The organism is Macrococcoides goetzii (genome assembly GCF_002742385.2).
GTDB classification, from domain to species: Bacteria; Bacillota; Bacilli; order Staphylococcales; family Staphylococcaceae; genus Macrococcoides; species Macrococcoides goetzii.
Genome location: NZ_MJBI02000003.1, coordinates 1 through 19,317, shown reverse-complemented (window position 1 = coordinate 19,317; position 19,317 = coordinate 1). Strand labels below are relative to the sequence as shown.

The following is a 19,317-nucleotide window of genomic DNA, read 5'->3' as shown; positions in this document are numbered from 1 at the left end:
AAGGGCTTTTAAAAGATTTTAAATATGTTACAATAAAAATTGAAGTACTTAAGAATGAAAAAGAGGGCGAATAACATGTCAGAAAACACTACAAGTTTAGTATCATCTACACAAAATATAATTCATGAAGCATTGGATAAACTTGGTTTCGATGAAGGAATGTACGATCTAGTTAAAGAACCTTTACGTTTATTAACAGTGCGTATTCCAGTTAAGATGGATGATGGAACAGTAAAAACTTTTACAGGTTACCGTGCACAACATAACGATGCAGTAGGACCTACTAAAGGTGGCGTTCGTTTCCATCCAGATGTTGACGAAGATGAAGTTAAAGCTTTATCAATGTGGATGACTTTAAAATGCGGTATCGTTGATCTACCATATGGTGGTGGTAAAGGTGGAATCGTTTGTGACCCACGTCAAATGAGTATTCACGAAGTAGAACGTTTATCACGTGGCTATGTACGTGCAATTTCTCAAATTGTTGGACCAACAAAAGATATTCCTGCACCGGATGTATTTACAAACTCACAAATCATGGCTTGGATGATGGATGAATATAGCATGATGGATGCATTCAACTCTCCAGGATTTATTACAGGTAAACCGATTGTATTAGGTGGATCACAAGGACGTGATCGTTCTACTGCATTAGGTGTTGTAATTGCGATTGAAGAAGCGGCGAAACGTCGTGGAAAACAAATTGAAGGCTCACGTGTTGTTATACAAGGTTTCGGTAATGCAGGAAGCTTTTTAGCGAAATTCTTATATGACATGGGTGCTAAAGTTGTAGGTATCTCTGATGCACATGGTGCATTACATGATCCAAATGGATTAGATATCGACTATTTATTAGACCGTCGTGACAGCTTCGGTACTGTAACGAACCTTTTTGAAGATACAATTACAAACAAAGAATTATTTGAGTTAGATTGTGATATTTTAGTACCAGCAGCAATCTCTAACCAAATTACGAAAGATAACGCACATGATATTAAAGCTGAAATCGTAGTTGAAGCAGCAAATGGTCCAACTACACCAGAAGCAACTAAAATATTAACTGAACGTGGCATCTTACTTGTACCAGATGTTTTAGCAAGTGCTGGTGGTGTTACTGTATCTTACTTCGAGTGGGTACAAAATAACCAAGGTTACTACTGGACAGAAGAAGAAGTAAATGAAAAATTACGTGAAAAATTAGTTAAAGCGTTTGATAATGTTTATTCAATAGCAGAAGCTAGAAAAGTAGATATGCGTTTAGCAGCATACATCGTAGGTATTAAACGTACAGCAGAAGCTGCACGTTACCGTGGATGGGCATAAGATTATTGAGACACACTCTTTTATGGGTGTGTCTTTTTTATTAATATGTTCTGAAATTGGGGAATCACCAATTTCGAAAGTCAAAAGTAGTCTGAAATTGGGGAATCACCAATTTCGAAAGTCAAAAGTAGTCTGAAATTGGGGAATCACCAATTTCGAATGGCAAAAGTGGACTGAAATTGGGGGATCACCAATTTCAAAAGTTGATATTCTATGTAATGATTCATATTTAAGTCGAATAAATACCAAAAATCGAATATTTCTAATACAATAAACACAAATAGAAAGGAGATTATAAAAAATGAACGATTTTACATTTCAAAATCCAACGACTTTAGTCTTTGGTAAAGAGAGTACTGACCAATTACCACAAATGATTGAAAAATATACTGAGGGTAAGAACATCTTATTAACATATGGTGGAGGTAGCATTAAGAAAACAGGTCTTTATGATCGTGTTATCAAATTATTAGAAGGCTACAATGTGTTTGAACTTGCTGGTATTGAACCAAATCCACGTCTTTCAACTGTAAAAAAAGGTGTGCAGGCAGTAAAAGATAACAATATTGACTTTATTGTTGCAATAGGTGGGGGTTCAGTTATTGACGGTACTAAGTTAATCTCTGCTGCTTCAACAAGTGATGTTGATCCGTGGGATATCGTTACAAGAAAGGCAACTGTTGAAAGTGCAGTTCCTTTTGGAACGATTCTTACAATCTCAGCTACTGGTTCAGAAATGAATTCAGGTAGTGTAATTACGAACTGGGAAACAAATGAAAAACTTGGTTGGGGTTCTCCACTTGTATTTCCTAAATTTAGCTTGTTAAATCCAGAATTACTATATACATTACCTAAAAATCAGACAGCCAATGGTATTATCGATAGTATGAGTCATTTATTGGAGCAATATTTCAATGAAGCATCAAATACTGAAATTGGAGATGCGATGATCAGTGGGGTAATGAAAGCAATCATGAAAGCTGGTCCTGTAGCAATGGAACAACCTGAAAACTACGAAGCACGTGAGACAACAATGCTTGGCGCTACAGTTGCATTAAATGGTTTCATGCGATTAGGATATGCTGGGGACTGGGCGACACATAATTTAGAGCATGCAGTTAGTGCTGTATATGACATCCCACACGGTGTCGGATTAGCAATTATCTTCCCAGAATGGATGCGTTATGTGAGCAAGAAATCTCCAGCGCGATTCATTAAGTTTGCTGAGGATGTATTTGATGTCGATAGTAGTTTATCTGATGAAGAGAAAATTAATTTCGGAATTGATGCGATTTCTAATTTCTGGACTTCTCTTGGTGCACCAACGAAATTATCCGAAGTTGGCGTAAAAGAAGAAGACTTAGAAGTATTTGCAGAGAAAACTTTAATCTATGGACCTTACGGTAACTTCTATAAACTTCAAAAAGAAGATATTATGGCAATTTATCACGCCGCATTATAAATCTTTGAAAGCCTAATATAGGCTTTCTTTTTTTTTAGTTTTTTTGATTAATTTTGTAAGTTAAATGTAAAAATTCTAAAGTTTATTTCTTAATTCACATTTATTGCTTAACTTCTATTAAAATTTATTTGTTACATTAATTAAATTTGCGGAGGTTATACAATGAGAAAAACAAATCGAATAATCATTGCTACTTTATTAGGTATTACCTTAACTACACCACTTTCAGTCAATGCAAAAACGTTGAAACACGAAGAATTTATGAATGTTGCACATCGTGGAGCTAGTGGTTACGCACCTGAACACACGTTCTTTGCATATGACAAGGGGCATTATGAAATTGGTGCAGATTATATTGAGGTTGATTTACAAATGACGAAAGATGGTCATTTAATTGCATTGCATGATGAAAAGTTAGATCGTACGACAAACGGTACAGGTTTAGTTAAAGACCATACATTAGCTGAAATTAAACAACTAGATGCTGGCTCATGGTTTAATGAAAAGTATCCTGAGTATGCAAATGAAGCATATGTTGGCGCTCAAGTACCAACATTGGATGAAGTGATCAGTAGATACGGGAAAAATGCTAATTACTATATTGAAACGAAGTCACCGGACGTATACCCTGGAATGGAAGAAGCTTTATTAGCAGTGCTAGATCAACATGGTTTACTTAAAGAAGGGCGTTTAAAACAAGGACATGTTTTAGTACAATCATTCTCAAACGAGAGTTTATTAAAAATGCATCAACTCAATTCAGATGTTCCTTTAGTACAATTAACAAGTAAAGGATTTATGTCTTCAGCAACAGAAGCAACATTACGTCAAATTAAAACATATGCTGATGGCTTTGGTCCAAGCTTTCAGGACTTAACGAAAGAAAATACAGCATTACTAAAATCAATTGGTTTTGAAATACATCCTTATACAGTTAATAAAGAAGAAGATATGAGACGTTTAAATGATTATGGTGTCGATGGTGTATTCACAAATTACCCGGACGTTTACGAACGTATTTCTAATGAAAAATAAAAACAAGGCGAGTCTAATTTAACTTAGACTTGCCTTGTTCTATTTGTGCTAATACTGATTGCGTGCTCGTACCGTTATAATTTGTTCTTCGTTCAACGGCAGATTTTGGAGCTAATATTATATAAATTTCATCATTAATTTCAGGATGAATTGCTTTGTATCTTTCTAACGAAACATCTTTTAAATATATGTTCTCTTTTATACATTCAGCGACGAGTTTACCTGTAATAGCGTGTGCTTCTCTAAATGGAATTCCGAAACTTACGAGGTAATCCGCAAGTTCAGTTGCATTTGAAAAGTCTTGTTCAAGCGTTTTTGAAATAGTATCTTTATTAATTTGCATTGTATCAATCATGCCGCTATAGATTGTTAAACTATCTAAACAAGTCTCGATTGAGTCAAAGAATGATTTCTTATCTTCCTGTAAATCTTTATTATAGGCAAGGGGTAATGATTTAAGTGTCATTAGCATACCGATATAATTGCCAGCGACTGTTCCAGATTTTCCACGTACGAGTTCTGCCATATCAGGATTTTTCTTTTGAGGCATAATTGATGATCCTGTAGAATAAGCATCACTCAACGTAATAAAGTTAAATTCATGAGAACACCAAATGATGATTTCTTCTGATAATCTGGATAGATGCATCATGATGAGATTGATATTGTTCATTGTCTCAAGAATATAATCTCGATCACTTACTGCATCAATACTATTTGGGTAAATGTGATCAAAGTTTAATCGTTCAGCAGTCTGTTGCTGATTGATTGGATAAGTAGTTCCTGCTAATGCACCCGAACCAAGCGGCGATACATTAATACGTGATAGACTTTCCTCTAATCTTTCCTTATCACGTTGTAACATCCAGAAATAACTCATTAAATGATGTGATAATAGTATCGGTTGTGCACGTTGTAGATGCGTATAGCCTGGTATAATGACTTCGATATTATCTTCTGCAATATGAATAATACTATTCTGAAGTTTCGTTATTGCTTCAATCATTAACTTTACTTTTTTCACGGTATATAAATGCATATCTGTCGCCACCTGATCATTACGTGAACGCCCAGTATGCAGTTTTCCAGCAACTGATCCAATTTTTTCAGTCAACAGATGTTCTATATTCAAGTGTATATCTTCATACTTCGATGAAAAAGTAAGTGCATTGTTTTGATGATCTAGCTTAAGTGATTCGAGACCTTCTTTAATTTGCTTCGTTTCATCATGTGATAAGATATTACAATCCCCAAGCATTGTCACATGAGCAATACTGCCTTCAATATCTTCATAAAATAGAGTCTGATCAACATCGATAGACTGATTGAATTTCTCAACGAGCGCATCCATGGATGCTTCAAAGCGTCCTCCCCATAATGCATCACTCATTAAAATCACCTCTGTAAACTTCTGTTGCTAATTTTGTAGGTAATTCGTATATTTCAATAAAGCCGACACTTGCTTGTTGATTAAACGCATCTTCTTTCGTATATGTTGCAAGTTTCTCATTATATAATGAGTTATCACTTGTACGTCCAACAACAGTAATATTACCTTTATACAGTTTAACTTTAACTTTTCCATTTACATATTGCTGCATGTCATTCAGCATATTTCTAATATGATCTGATAATGGAGAGAAGTAAAGTCCATTATAGATGAGATTTGCAAATTGTTGTTCCACATATGGTTTGAAGTGTTGCACATCTTTCGTAAGCGTTATCGTTTCTAAAGCCTGATGGGCATTAATAATAATCATAGCGCCAGGTGCTTCATACACTTCACGTGATTTAATACCGACAAGTCTATTTTCAACATGATCAATTCTACCGACGCCGTGTTCCCCACCGATTTTATTCAGTTGTTTAATCAATGTATGCAGCGGTAATGTTTCACCATCGATTGCAGTTGGCAGTCCGTCTTTAAACGTAATTTCGAGATAAACTGGATTGTCTTGAGCTTCAACGGGTGACTTTGTTAATTCGTATGCATCTTCTGGTGGTTCTATATATGGATTTTCTAAAATGCCACATTCATTACTTCTTCCCCATAAATTTTGATCTATAGAATACGGTGAATCAAGATTGATTGGAATCGGGATGTTATGAACTTTAGCGTATTCAATTTCTTCTTCACGACTAAATCCCCAATCACGAACTGGTGCTAACGTCTTTATACTCGGATCTAAACTATGGATTGCAACCTCGAAACGTACCTGATCATTTCCTTTTCCTGTACATCCATGTGCGATATATTGGGCATCGAACTGATGTGCAACTTTTACAAGTTCTTTAGCGATAAGTGGTCGGCTAAGGGCAGAAATTAAAGGATATGTATTTTCATATAAAGTATTACCTTTAATCGCATAACTTAAATAATCTTGTGCATAAACTTCTACCTGGTCTAACATAATGGATTCAATTGCTCCAACTGTAAGCGCTTTTTCTTTTACAGTCTGAAGATCTTTACCTTCCCCAACGTCTAGACAACAAGCGATGACATCATATCCTTTTTCAATAAGCCATTGAATAGCAACACTAGTATCTAAACCACCTGAGTATGCGAGTACAACTTTTTCTTTTGTCATAAATAAAAACCCCTTTGTAATAAATATTTATTATTATGAATTAAGATACAATTAAAGATAGCAGAATAGAAAATTGAATTCAAGTTTTTTATTCATAAAAGTGCATAAATATAGAATAATAATTTTATTTAATTATTATTTAAGCGCTCTATAGCAAGTATTCTATGAAAAAATCAAATGTCATAAAAAATTAAATATTATAAATATGTATACGCTTACAAAATGCGATTCCATTGAGATGTATGTTTGGATAGAGTACAATAAATGTGAAATTACAAACAGGAGGATTTATGATGACACATATTAAATTTGATTACAGCACAGCTGAAACTTTTTTTGGTCAGCACGAATTAGAGCAAATGAAGTCGATCGTTAAGAATGTACATAGCACAATTCATGATGGAACAGGTGCAGGTAGCGACTTTCTAGGATGGGTAAACTTACCTAAAGATTATGATAAAGAAGAGTTTGCACGCATTCAGGCAGCAGCGAAAAAGATTCAGTCTGATAGTGAAGTGCTGGTAGTTATCGGTATCGGCGGCTCTTATTTAGGAGCGCGTGCAGCGATTGAAATGTTAAACAAATCGTTTGATCATTTAAAAACTGAACAAGGTAAACCTCAAATCATCTTTGCAGGGCACCAATTATCTTCTTCTTATTTAAGCGACTTAATCGAATATGTAAAAGATAAAGAATTCTCAGTTAACGTTATCTCAAAATCAGGAACTACAACAGAACCTGCTGTAGCATTCCGTGTATTTAAGAAATTATTAGAAGAAAAATACGGTAAAGAAGATGCGAAGTCTAGAATTTATGCGACGACTGACAAAGCTAAAGGCGCTTTAAAATCACTTGCAACAACTGAAGGATATGAGACATTTGTTGTACCTGATGATGTTGGAGGACGTTTCTCAGTATTAACAGCTGTAGGCTTATTACCGATAGCAGCAAGTGGTCATGATATTGAAGAGATGATGCAAGGTGCAGATCAAGCACGTATCGATTTAAGTTCAGATAACTTAGAAGAAAATATTGCATATCAATATGCTGTTATTCGTAATGTACTTTACAACAAAGGTTATACAATTGAAATGTTAATCAACTATGAGCCGAGCCTTCAATACTTTAACGAATGGTGGAAACAATTATTCGGTGAATCTGAAGGTAAAGACTTTAAAGGTATTTATCCATCAAGTGCCAACTTCTCTACTGATTTACATTCATTAGGTCAATATGTTCAGGAAGGTCGTCGTGATATTTTTGAAACAGTTGTGAAAGTACAAAATCCAAGAGCGGATATCACGATTGAAGCAGATGATAATGATTTAGATGGATTAAACTTCTTAGCAGGTAAAACATTAGATTTTGTTAATACGAAAGCATTCCAGGGTACAATTTTAGCGCATAGTGATGGTGGTGTACCGAACTTAGTAGTTGAAGTACCACAACTGGATGCATTTACATTCGGTTATATGGTTTATTTCTTCGAATTAAGCGTTGCAATGAGCGGCTATTTATTAGGTGTGAATCCATTTAACCAACCTGGTGTTGAAGCATATAAACAAAATATGTTTGCGTTATTAGGAAAACCAGGATTTGAAGATAAAAAGGCTGAACTTGAAGCGCGTTTAAATAAATAATATTGTTGTCTAATGGAGCTAAGGCGTATTGCCTTAGCTTTTTTAATGCACTTTTTCTTTAATTTCGATAAAATGAGATGAGAGTAGGTGGTGTCATGGATTTTATAATGCAATATTTTAGTGAAGAAGCGATCAAAGGATATTTTGATACTTTTGAATCATTCGGTATTATCATCGCTTTTTTATTACCGTTTATAGAAGCATTTTTACCGATATTACCGATTGCGTTATTTGCAGTTGTTAATGTAAATACATATGGACTGGTTCTGGGGTTTATAATCACCTGGTTGGGTGCATTTTGTGGTGCGTATTTCGTATTTCTATTAGTAAGAAAATATGGGCAACATAAATTTCTGAGGCATCTTAATAAACACCCCCATACTTTGAAGTTGATTAGACGTATTGATGAAAAAGGTGTCATGCCGTTATTCATTTTATTGTGTTTTCCTTTCACACCATCAAGTGTAATAAACGTTGTCGCAGGGTTAAGCACGATCTCATTGAAACAATACCTTATCGCTGTTTTAAGTGGAAAAGCAGTAATGCTATTCATATTAAGTTTTATCGGTAATGATATATATTCCTTTGTTAGAGAACCGAAAAAGAGTATAATTGTAGCTATAGCTTTATTCATTTTATGGATGATTGGAAAGCTTATTGAAAGAAGTATTACACAAAACGAGGCCAGACGATGAAAATTAAAAGTATTATCTTTTCGTTAATATTTTCACTGATTTTTATCATATTTTTGCGTTCATTTTTTATTTCTAACTATATCATTACTGGCCATTCAATGGAACCTACATATCATGATGGTGATCGTGTGCTCGTTAATCAATTTATTGATATTGTAATTGAACCCCAGATCGATGATGTTTACTTTTTTAAACTGAATGAAAATGAAACTATGGTAAAACGTATTATTGCTACGCCGGGTGATTACATAAAAATATCAAAGAACACGCTTTATATTAATGGAAAGAAGTCAAGATACAGTGATTCGTCGATGCAGCTATTGCTGGATGATAAGATGAGAAAATATCGTACTGTTCCGCAGGATTGTTATTTAGTTCTTGGAGATAATATTGATGATAGTACTGACTCAAGAACATATGGATGTATCAGTCGGAATCAAATGTTAGGAAAAGTGATTTATACGTATTGGCAGAATAAAAAATAAGAGGTGGCAATTTGAAGAAGGAAATCGTAGAATGGTTGATTGCGATAGCAGTTGCAGTAGCTCTAATATTTGTGATTAATCAATTTTTATTTGTAACGTATACCGTTAAAGGAGATTCAATGGATCCCACTTTAAAAGACGGTGAAAAAGTTATTGTGAACAAGATTGGCTATACATTAGGAAATATAGACAATGGTGATGTGATTGTTTTCCATGCAGATGAAAAAGCAGACTATGTAAAACGTGTTATCGGTAATGCTGGTGATACAGTTGAGTACAAAGATGATCAATTATATGTTAATGGCAAAAAAGTAGATGAACCATATCTAGAAGAAAATAAAGTTGCAAAAACAAATATTTTATTAACTGAAAATTTTAGTGTCAAAGATTTAGCAAACGCTGATGGTAAAAATAAGATACCAGAAGGTAGCTTATTAGTATTAGGTGATAATCGTGAAGTAAGTAAAGATAGTCGTTATTTTGGTTTAATTAAAGAGGATCAGGTGGTCGGAGAAGTTGCATTACGATATTGGCCATTCAATAGTTTTCATTACAATTTTGATTCAAAATAAAAACTACCGCACTTTTTATAATTTATTATAAGAAGTGCATTTTTTTTAGGAGGTAAATTTTATGTCCGTTAAATTTTTGATGGGTAGACGTGGTACTGGTAAAACGCATTATATTATCGAATCCATTAAAGATAAACTTAAAGAGCAAGCATTAGGTGATCCAATTATTATGATAGCACCGAGACAAAGTACATTTTCAATTGAACAGGCGTTAAGTCATGATGAATTAATCAAAGGAAGTATGCGTACTGCAATATATTCTTTTGATCGATTATATTGGCGTCTGAAAAGTGAACTTGGTGGCACGGATTTATCATTGATTTCAAAAGCGGGCATTGAGATGTTGACGTATGACGTATTATTGCAGCAACAAACGCAATTACGTCGTTTCAAGACATCGAGCCAGTACTATGGATTTAGTCAAAAACTCAGTCAGACGATCAGTGAATTAAAAAAATATAATGTAACAGTTGAGCAATTAAAAGCTTTATCGACTGCTAACTTAGAAGTAAGAACGCAGGATAAGCTGCATGATATTGCACTTGTTTATGATCATTTAAATAATGAAATGAACAATGAATTTATGCAATCCGAAGACACACTCTATCATTTAATTCAGTTGATAGAATCATCTGCATCAATAAAGCAATCTGATATATATATAGACGGATTTTATAATTTTACGACAATCGAATATTTAGTTATTTTAGCGCTGTGCAGACATGCAAAATCTGTGACGATTGCATTAACGATTGATCCGGAAAAGCGAAGCGATTTATTTCGTAAAACAGAAGAAACTTATCATGATATTACAGAATACTTAAAGATTGCTCATATTGATTTTGAAATCAAAAAATTTATTACGAAATATCGCTTTAAAAATGCTGCTTTAAACCATTTAGAAGAAAATTTCGATGCAATTCATGTAGATGTTTATCCTGAATCTTCAATTGAAATATTAGAATCAGATAACATTCAGTCTGAAGTGAATGCAATCATGCATAAAATATATAATTTAGGAAAATCTGAATACAGGTATAAAGATATTGCCGTGTTATATCGAGATCAATCTTATGCGGATGCTTTGATTAAAAGAGCAAATCAACTGAAGATCCCTTATCATACGGATAAAAAAGAAGTGATGCATCATCACCATAGCATAGAATTAATTCGTTCATTACTTGATTTCTTTAAAAATACTTATCAAATCGATCATCTGTTTAGAGCACTAAAAACAGGTTTACTCACGAAAAATGTTGAACGTATAGACATACAGTTTGTTGATATGCTTGAAAATGTAATGATAACACGAGGTATGCAATATAAAGACTTGATTCAAAGAAGAAAGCTTCAATTTATTAAAGATGATATGTATTCCACGGAAGTGTGGGAGCAGTTTTTACAATACATAGAAGCAACACTGGAAATTATTGAGCCTTTAAGAATCAGTTTGATGAATGCTACGAATGCGAATGAATTTGCTACACACTTATATCAATTCCTGTTAAATATTCAGTTACCTGAATATTTGATGGCAAGCCGTGATAAGATGCATGAAGTGGGTCAAAATTATAAGGCGCTTGAGTTTGATCAATTATTGTCAGGTATTAATCAAGTGTTAGACGACTTTGTTGAAGTACTACGTGATAAAGATTTACCTTATCAAGTAATGACAGAAATTTTAGATGTTGGGCTTGTTGCTTTAGAATACAGTGCTGCGCCACAAGGCTTGGATCAAATACAAATTTTGAACTTAGATTTAGCTAAAGTTGAAAATAAAAAAGTTATTTTTGTTTGTGGATTGAACGATGAAATCTTACCACGTCGAATCAAAGAAGATGCAATTATTACCGATTATGAAAAAAGGAACATCTCAGATATTGGTGGCTTAAAATTAGCACCGACTACTGATTTACTGACGCAAGATGAGCGTTTTGTTGCGTATATTGCAATGACCAATGCATCTGAATTGCTTTTCCTATCATATTGTTTGATGAATCAGTCTTTTGAAGCGATGCGCCCTTCACCTTATATTAACGATATTAAAGGCATCAGTCTTACACATACAGTTAACACGTCACAATTTAAACCAAACGAACGTATAACGACGATAAATACTGGTATTAATGTTGCAGCACACCATTATCAGGATGCTGAGTGGCAGGCTATTATTAACTTCTACAATAACAATGGCTACAGCGATATATTTGATTTAGGTAAATATCGTAACCAGACAAAACCGCTAAATGAAATAAATATTGATACATTGTATGGTGATGTAATAAAAGCGAGTGTGTCACGATTTGAAAGCTATAATCAGTGTGCTTTTAAACATTTCGCTGATCACGGATTAAGACTAAGACCTCGTGATAATTATGAACTGCAAAGTTTCCAGCTCGGAAATATTTATCATGAAGTATTAGCATATTTAGGAGAAACGTTTAAAGACCAGTTATTTAATGTCTCTAAAGAGGATATCAGACAAGCAGTACGTCAATATTTAGCACAACATTTACCGAATGTACAGTTTGAAATAATGTATTCTAAACAACATTATCGTTTTATGATGCTTAAGATTGAAGCGATGCTGACTGATACATTTAGCATGATTCAGTCACATCAGAAACAGAGTAAATTTAAGATGGCTAAGTTTGAAACACGATTCGGTAAAGGCGGAGAACTTGAAAGTCAAAAGATTAATTTACCTGCTGGAAAAAAGGTCGAAATTAGTGGTCAGATAGACAGAATAGATATATTAAATCATATGAATCAGGATTATGTCTCTGTCATAGACTATAAATCTGGATCTACTGCACTTGACCTACGTAAAGTTTACTATGGCATTCAGATGCAGATGATGACCTATATGGATGTCGTCCTACAAAATAAATCAGCACTTGGACTTAAAGAGACAACACTTCCTGCAGGCATGCTGTATTTTCATGTTTATGAACCAAAGCTTAAATTGAATCATAAAAATGAAATGTCTCAGGATCTGTTAAAGAAAAGAGCTGCGGCATATAAGATGGACGGTTATATTATTGATGATTTAGACCTGGTGAGTTATTTTGATGAAGCGATAAGTGAATCGAATAAATCAGATATTGTACCTGCTAGTTTAAAAAAATCAGGAGAATTTACTGCTGCATCTAAAGTATTACCTGTCGATGTGCTTAATCGATTTATTGAACATAATCGTAACAACTTTAAAAATACTGCACAAAATGTATTATCAGGAGATTGCAGTATTACACCGTTATCCTATGATAATAAATTACCGTGTGATTTTTGTGATTTCAAACCGGTATGTCATATCGATCCAATCTTAAATGCACAGGATATACGTGTGAAGAATGAGAAGATAGATGCTATTCAAGAAATAATGAAAGGAGAACAAACTGATGGCGATGACGTGGACTAAAGACCAGTTACTTGCGATAGAAACAGTCGGTCAGGATACTTTAGTATCAGCGGCAGCAGGTAGTGGTAAGACTGCTGTTCTCGTTGAACGTATTATTCGAAAAATAATCGATCAGAAAATAAATATCGATGAAATGCTGATTGTGACTTTTACCAATGCGAGTGCCAAAGAAATGCGCGAACGTATTCATGCAAGAATATTAAGCGAATTAAAAGATAATCCGACGGAACATCTTAAAAGCCAGCTCATTAAAATTCATCAGGCAGAAATATCAACCCTTCATCGTTTCTGTTTGAATTTAATCGAGAAATATTACTATACAATTGATCTGGATCCTACTTTCAGGACAGGAAACGATGAAGAAATGTCACTATTATTGATGCAGGCCATTGATGAAGTTTTAGAAGAGGCGTATGAACGTCTGGATGATGACTATTTAAAGTTAATCCTACATTTAACAAATGAACGCAGTGACAATGAATTACGCGCCTTACTATCAAGATTATATTACTTTACGATCGCTAATAGTGAACCGCTACTATGGTTACAAAATATTCGATTAGCATACAGAAATGCGCACACAGAAGATGAAAATTTCAAACGTTTAGCTGAGATTATCGAAACGTCGATGAAACATGCACGATATCTTATCAGACGTTCAGAAAGTTACTGCATGGATGAAGTGTTTGAGAAGACGTTAGATTATTTACAGAACATCGATAAAAGTCTTGAAATGCCGAGTGGATTAGACGCTCAATATGAAGTGATTAAGAATATTAATTTTGGACGTAAACCAACTGTAAAGACTAAAGATGATCCTGAAGCGAAGATGATGAATGATTTAATCACTAAAGATCTAGCTGAAGTAAAAGGAATTATTGCCAGTCTTCAAAGTATGTTATATGCGCCCCCACAAGAAATGGCCGAAGATATACATGCAATGTACGGTGAAGTATCAGCACTAACTGAACTAACAGCTCAAGTGATTGAGCGTTTCGCAATATTAAAACGCGAACGTAAAGTAATTGATTTCAGTGATTATGAGCATTTTGCATTAAAAATATTATTATCTGACGGTAAACCAACTGAAATTGCACAAAATTTACGTGAACATTATCATGAAATTTTAGTCGATGAATATCAGGATACTAACCGTGTGCAGGAAAGTATTATTCAGGCAATCAAAAAACATCCGGAATCTTCAGGTAATCTATTTATGGTTGGTGATGTTAAGCAATCGATATACAAATTTAGACAAGCTGAACCTGAGTTATTCCTGCAAAAATATGCTGAATTTAAAACAGAGAAAACCGGAAAAGTTGTAGAACTTTCCAGAAACTTTAGGTCACGACTTTCTGTTATTGATGATACGAATGCAATATTTGAACGTATTATGGACACGACGATAGGTGATATCGAGTACGATGATGCACAAAAACTATATTACGGTGCACCATTTGACGATGAACCACAATCAACAGAAATGGTAGTCATCAATAAAGAGCATATTGCGCTAGAACATCCCGAAAGTCATTATATTGCGCAGCGTATTCAGCAAATTATTGAAAATGAGCAGGTATATGATGTAAAAGCACAACAATACCGTAAAGCAACATATAAAGATATTGCGATTCTTGAACGTGGTTTTAGTAATGCGGTGACGCATATGCAGGTGATGAAAGCATATAACATACCGTTTCATGTAAGCAGTAAAGAAGGTTATTTTAAGACAGATGAAATTGAGTCTATCATGAGTTTTTTACGCGTTATTGATAATCCATTGCAGGATATTCCGTTAGCAGGTATATTACGTAGCATCATCTATCAGTTTAGCGCAGATGACCTTGCAACGATTCGGTCTATCGATACTTCAATCTATCTTTATCAAAACTTATTGCAGTATAAAGAGAGTGGCAGCAATGATACTTTAAAAACAAAAGTAACAAAAGTATTAAGTGATATTGAAGATTATCGTAACTGTCAGCAATCGATGAGTGTAAGTCAGCTACTGTCATATATTTATGAGGATACACATTTTATTGAGAAATATTTATTACTAGCTGGTGGGCATCAGCGTGAAGCAAATTTAAATAAACTACTTAGTTTAGCTGATAACTTTGAGCAATCAAGTTATCGCGGTGTGTTCCAGTTTATCCGTTATATCGATAATATGTTAAATAACCAAAAGGATTTTGGTGAAGTGAATATCATATCGGATGAAGCGGATGTCGTAAGAATGATGACAGTCCATGCTTCTAAAGGGTTAGAGTTTCCATTCGTAATCTATGCAGGTCTAAATAAAAAATTTAACTTAAGAGATATGAATTCAGATGTATTACTGGATCAACGTATGGGATTGTCAATTAATTATTTCGATGCAAAAGAAAATGTATCATTCCCTTTAATGTTAAACGGTATATTCAAGCATCAGCTCAGATTGTCACAAGTATCTGAGGAATTACGTCTCATGTATGTAGCATTTACACGTGCACGTGAGAAATTAATTTTACTTGGTTCTGTTCGAACGGAAGAAGCATTAGAGAAGTATCACAATATTGATATGCACGATAAACTTGATCTTTTCTATCGTATGAATGCTACGACGCCTCTAGCATTTATCCTGCCTGCGATATTACAGCCTGATGCGCCACTTCATATTCCGGTCACTATGATTACTGAACTTGAATTTAACGAACCAGATATTACTGAACCTTCAGTCGATGCAGATATAGAAGAATTAAAATGGTTAACTGACTTAGAAAATTATCGTTATCCATATGAGGAAGAATTTACGCTACCGACAAAAGAAAGTGTGTCTGATATAAAGAAAGCAGAATTAGAAGATGATTTAACCATGTGGACGTATGTCAATCAATATAAACTTGGTAAGAAACAATTTGATCGACCTAAGTTTATGACTGAACAGAAGAAAACAGCGCAGGAAGTCGGAACATTAATGCATCTCGTTATGCAGCACTTACCACAGAAGAGAATGGATGATAGCGCATTACATGACTTTATTGAAAGTTTAGTTGATAAGAAACTGATTGCTCGTGAAGATGTGGCATATATTAACATCGCGCATATCAAGACATTTATGTCATCTGAGATTTTCAGTATGTTAATAGAGGCAGAAGAAGTTTATCATGAACTGCCATTTGTTATCGGCAAACAATATTTAGTCGATGCACATCCCGATCAACTTGTACAAGGGATGATCGACTGTGTATTTAAATATCATGATGAATATTATCTATTAGATTATAAGACAGATAAAGTTGTGCCAAGGTTAAGCAGAACGATTGAGGAAACAATACACGCTATGGCAGAGAAATATCGCGTTCAGATGACTTATTATAAAGCAGCATTGGAAACGGTGTTAAATGTCCCTGTAAAACCTTATCTGTATTTCTTTGAAGGTGGATTAGTAGAGGTGAAAGCATGAAACAAACTTTAGTACATGTGCTATATGCAATACCACTTATATTATATACATTAAGTGTGGCATTTTTAATCAATCAGCCGATTGAACTGATTAATCCGTTTGAATATTATAATGAAATGGAGATGCCAACCTTATCTTTATATATCATGATGATTATTTTTGTAAGTTTTAGTATGTTTGGATTTATTATTGCATATCGTTTTTCTATTTTAAGTAAACTCAATAATAAATCGATGCTATTATTTATACTATTTAGTTTATTATTTTCATTATTTATCACAAGAATGAGTGTGCTAATAGGGCTAGCAGTCATGTTGCTTATATTAAAGTTTTTAAGCAGAAAGCAAATATCTTCCAGACAATATTTATTGTTGTCTGGAAGTATATATGCTGGATTTTTATTGATTTTCATCATTCCATTAATGATTCTGTTTAAAGATTATGAAGCATTTTTAAATGTAAATCAATTTCAGCAGTTTATAGAGATTTATAATAAACATCAATTGTTTGATTTTATACGTTTAAATATTACCTTATTTATTTCTCATTTATTACATTATATCGTAGTGATATTTATCGGAATGATGCCGGGATTGTTAATGGGCATGTATCATCGCAATATAAGAGAAGCATCAATTAATATTATCATTCAGGCGCTCATTTTTTTAATTAGTGGAACAGCTGTAAAGCTACTTATCTTTAAATTTAGTTATAGCTTTCTGCAATTCTCACTGACAATTCTCGGTTCAAGCCTACAGGGAATAGGATTAATGTTATTAATTATCTTATGTGTAAGGTACATTGAGAGGCAGTATAAGGCAGAAAAGATGACAATGCATGCATTACTATATATCAGTACAATTTGTATAATAGAGCTAATCATTTATAGTTTATTTACCGGAATATATAAATTACCGTATCCTGCACCATCTATCGTAAATTTATTGCAGTATTCAGTGATTGTAGCACTTATTATAGCTATATTATTCATTGTTTTAAGTAAGTGGAGTGACCAACTTTATAAAAATAATCATAGATAAATCTAAAAAGCATGAAAGTTATGACAATATTCTGTATAATGAGGGCAACACAGAAGAGGAGTGGAAGCAGAATGAAGTTTTTAACATTTAAGATTGGCGATAAAGAAACATATGGCGTTAAAGTTAAACGCGAGGATGCAGCCTGGGATTTAGTAAAAGTATTTGCTGATTTCAAGGAAGGGGATTATCCTAAAACGTTACTTGAAGCTTTACAGCAAAATAATACAGTAGATTTTCAGGAGTTAGTGCGTGCAACAATTGAAAAAGTTGAAGCTTCTGAAAATAAAGCTGATTATAAATATGAATTTACAGCGATTCAGTTCTTACCACCTGTTACACCTACAAATAATGTTATTGCTATTGGTCGTAACTATGAAGAACATGCATCTGAGTTAAATAATGAAGTAGATCAGTTATATGTATTTACTAAAGCACCATCAAGTTTAATCGGTGATGGTAACGAAATTCCTTCACATAGTGACGTAACGAATGCACTGGATTACGAAGGTGAATTGGGTGTTGTTATCGGTAAATATGGACACAAAATTCCAAAAGCGATGGCATTGGATTATGTATATGGTTATACAATTATCAATGATATTACAGCACGTGACTTACAGAAAGCACATTCACAGGCATTTCTTTCAAAAAGTTTAATTGGTGGTTGTCCGATGGGACCATACATCGTTACGAAAGATGAATTACCTATGCCTGAGAATGCAAATATCGTAACGAAAGTTAACAATGAAATTCGTCAGGATGGTAATACGAAAGATATGGTATTAAAGATTGATGATTTAATTGCCGAAATTTCAAAATATGTTGCGCTTCACCCGGGAGACATTATTGCAACGGGTACACCAAGTGGTGTTGGAGCAGGTATGAATCCTCCTGTTTACTTAAAACGTGGCGATGAAATTAAAGTAACGATCGATGGTATCGGTACTTTAATGAACACAGTTGGAGAATAAGAATTTTTATTAGAGAGACAGTCTTTAAAACGGACTGTCTTTTCTACGGAAAAATTTAATAATAGTGAAGAAACTAAACGCATTAGTAACGAAAATATTAATTATATGTTAAACTATATGAGTATGTATTATAGATAGGGGGGAACAAAGATGATCACTGGTATGTTACATTTACACATCATGAGTTGGGTTGTTTCATTAATCGTCTTTTTTGCAGCATATGAAAACTTCTCAGATCGTTTAGGACCAAGCAAATATTTTAAACCACTGATGATGTTATTACGTATCTTTGCTTTACTTGCCTTAGCAAGTGGAGGTTATATCTTCTTCAAAGCAATGAATGCAGACGCAATGATGTATGGGTTTAAGTTTTTATTAGGTTTGGCAACAATTGGCTTAATGGAAGTGACTTTAGCGCGTAAGAAAAAGAAGAAACCATCAAGAAACTTCTTCTACATCGTGATTTTAGTTGCGCTAATTACAATTGGATTGGGCGTGCACTTACCACTTGGACCAATCACAGGTATGTTTAAATAATTTAGGTTCTATGTCAAATAGGACTGATGCTGTAATTAGAGATTAAGCGACAACTTTATGTTGCTTAATCTCTTTTTTTGATTCAGGTAAATATAATCTTGAA

Annotated in this window: 14 protein-coding genes; 12 read left to right on the top strand and 2 right to left on the bottom strand. The window is 33.9% G+C overall.

The features are described 5' to 3' along the window. Positions 1–75: 75 nt before the first annotated feature. The 3 genes from BFS35_RS07985 to BFS35_RS07975 all read left to right on the top strand — a co-directional run bounded on the left by BFS35_RS07985 (position 76) and on the right by BFS35_RS07975 (position 3,820). Positions 76–1,323 carry a Glu/Leu/Phe/Val family dehydrogenase gene (locus tag BFS35_RS07985; protein ID WP_099580468.1) on the top strand — a complete coding sequence of 416 codons (1,248 nt, stop codon included), beginning with the start codon at positions 76–78 and terminating at the stop codon, positions 1,321–1,323. Between the two features lie 301 nt (positions 1,324–1,624). Continuing rightward, positions 1,625–2,785 carry an iron-containing alcohol dehydrogenase gene (locus tag BFS35_RS07980; protein ID WP_099580470.1) on the top strand — a complete coding sequence of 387 codons (1,161 nt, stop codon included), beginning with the start codon at positions 1,625–1,627 and terminating at the stop codon, positions 2,783–2,785. A 162-nt stretch (positions 2,786–2,947) separates the two neighbouring features. Beyond that, complete coding sequence (locus tag BFS35_RS07975) at positions 2,948–3,820, top strand: glycerophosphodiester phosphodiesterase (RefSeq protein ID WP_099580472.1); 873 nt, start codon at positions 2,948–2,950, stop codon at positions 3,818–3,820. A 13-nt stretch (positions 3,821–3,833) separates the two neighbouring features. Here the strand turns inward: BFS35_RS07975 and argH are convergent, their stop codons facing one another. Together argH and BFS35_RS07965 are read right to left on the bottom strand one after the other, a co-directional pair. Next, positions 3,834–5,210, bottom strand: coding sequence for an argininosuccinate lyase (gene argH, locus BFS35_RS07970; protein ID WP_099580474.1), 1,377 nt, complete (start codon positions 5,208–5,210; stop codon positions 3,834–3,836). After that, positions 5,203–6,408 carry an argininosuccinate synthase gene (locus BFS35_RS07965; RefSeq protein WP_099580476.1) on the bottom strand — a complete coding sequence of 402 codons (1,206 nt, stop codon included), beginning with the start codon at positions 6,406–6,408 and terminating at the stop codon, positions 5,203–5,205. The genes argH and BFS35_RS07965 overlap by 8 nt, the downstream gene beginning before the upstream one ends. 293 nt (positions 6,409–6,701) lie before the next feature. Here BFS35_RS07965 and BFS35_RS07960 point away from each other — a divergent pair, with 293 nt between their 5' ends. The 9 genes from BFS35_RS07960 to BFS35_RS07920 all read left to right on the top strand — a co-directional run bounded on the left by BFS35_RS07960 (position 6,702) and on the right by BFS35_RS07920 (position 19,214). Beyond that, positions 6,702–8,048 carry a glucose-6-phosphate isomerase gene (locus BFS35_RS07960; protein ID WP_099580478.1) on the top strand — a complete coding sequence of 449 codons (1,347 nt, stop codon included), beginning with the start codon at positions 6,702–6,704 and terminating at the stop codon, positions 8,046–8,048. A gap of 95 nt (positions 8,049–8,143) precedes the next feature. Continuing rightward, positions 8,144–8,743: a TVP38/TMEM64 family protein gene (locus tag BFS35_RS07955; protein ID WP_099580479.1), complete on the top strand. Its 600-nt coding sequence runs from the start codon at positions 8,144–8,146 to the stop codon at positions 8,741–8,743. Next, entirely contained in the window at positions 8,740–9,228 is a 489-nt protein-coding gene (gene lepB / locus BFS35_RS07950) for a signal peptidase I (protein ID WP_099580481.1), read from the top strand. The genes BFS35_RS07955 and lepB (BFS35_RS07950) overlap by 4 nt, the downstream gene beginning before the upstream one ends. A gap of 11 nt (positions 9,229–9,239) precedes the next feature. Beyond that, a complete protein-coding gene (gene lepB / locus BFS35_RS07945; RefSeq protein WP_099580483.1) occupies positions 9,240–9,800 on the top strand; it encodes a signal peptidase I in 561 nt (186 codons plus the stop codon). Between the two features lie 61 nt (positions 9,801–9,861). Further along, positions 9,862–13,221: a helicase-exonuclease AddAB subunit AddB gene (addB, locus tag BFS35_RS07940; RefSeq protein WP_099580485.1), complete on the top strand. Its 3,360-nt coding sequence runs from the start codon at positions 9,862–9,864 to the stop codon at positions 13,219–13,221. Further along, positions 13,202–16,666 carry a helicase-exonuclease AddAB subunit AddA gene (gene addA / locus BFS35_RS07935; protein WP_099580487.1) on the top strand — a complete coding sequence of 1,155 codons (3,465 nt, stop codon included), beginning with the start codon at positions 13,202–13,204 and terminating at the stop codon, positions 16,664–16,666. Before addB ends, addA begins: the two co-directional genes overlap by 20 nt. Further along, positions 16,663–17,706, top strand: coding sequence for a hypothetical protein (locus BFS35_RS07930; RefSeq protein WP_099580489.1), 1,044 nt, complete (start codon positions 16,663–16,665; stop codon positions 17,704–17,706). The genes addA and BFS35_RS07930 overlap by 4 nt, the downstream gene beginning before the upstream one ends. A 71-nt stretch (positions 17,707–17,777) precedes the next feature. Beyond that, positions 17,778–18,677 carry a fumarylacetoacetate hydrolase family protein gene (locus tag BFS35_RS07925; RefSeq protein ID WP_099580491.1) on the top strand — a complete coding sequence of 300 codons (900 nt, stop codon included), beginning with the start codon at positions 17,778–17,780 and terminating at the stop codon, positions 18,675–18,677. Positions 18,678–18,827: 150 nt separating this feature from the next. Beyond that, complete coding sequence (locus BFS35_RS07920) at positions 18,828–19,214, top strand: YisL family protein (protein ID WP_240628419.1); 387 nt, start codon at positions 18,828–18,830, stop codon at positions 19,212–19,214. The last annotated feature ends 103 nt before the right edge of the window (positions 19,215–19,317 follow it).

Bases quoted from the DNA above. Each gene is read 5' to 3' on its own strand.
- BFS35_RS07985 (WP_099580468.1), top strand. From the start codon at position 76: ATGTCAGAAAACACTACAAGTTTAGTATCATCTACACAAAATATAATT.
- BFS35_RS07980 (WP_099580470.1), top strand. From the start codon at position 1,625: ATGAACGATTTTACATTTCAAAATCCAACGACTTTAGTCTTTGGTAAA.
- BFS35_RS07975 (WP_099580472.1), top strand. From the start codon at position 2,948: ATGAGAAAAACAAATCGAATAATCATTGCTACTTTATTAGGTATTACC.
- argH (WP_099580474.1), bottom strand. From the start codon at position 5,210: ATGAGTGATGCATTATGGGGAGGACGCTTTGAAGCATCCATGGATGCG.
- BFS35_RS07965 (WP_099580476.1), bottom strand. From the start codon at position 6,408: ATGACAAAAGAAAAAGTTGTACTCGCATACTCAGGTGGTTTAGATACT.
- BFS35_RS07960 (WP_099580478.1), top strand. From the start codon at position 6,702: ATGACACATATTAAATTTGATTACAGCACAGCTGAAACTTTTTTTGGT.
- BFS35_RS07955 (WP_099580479.1), top strand. From the start codon at position 8,144: ATGGATTTTATAATGCAATATTTTAGTGAAGAAGCGATCAAAGGATAT.
- lepB (WP_099580481.1), top strand. From the start codon at position 8,740: ATGAAAATTAAAAGTATTATCTTTTCGTTAATATTTTCACTGATTTTT.
- addB (WP_099580485.1), top strand. From the start codon at position 9,862: ATGTCCGTTAAATTTTTGATGGGTAGACGTGGTACTGGTAAAACGCAT.
- addA (WP_099580487.1), top strand. From the start codon at position 13,202: ATGGCGATGACGTGGACTAAAGACCAGTTACTTGCGATAGAAACAGTC.
- BFS35_RS07930 (WP_099580489.1), top strand. From the start codon at position 16,663: ATGAAACAAACTTTAGTACATGTGCTATATGCAATACCACTTATATTA.
- BFS35_RS07925 (WP_099580491.1), top strand. From the start codon at position 17,778: ATGAAGTTTTTAACATTTAAGATTGGCGATAAAGAAACATATGGCGTT.
- BFS35_RS07920 (WP_240628419.1), top strand. From the start codon at position 18,828: ATGATCACTGGTATGTTACATTTACACATCATGAGTTGGGTTGTTTCA.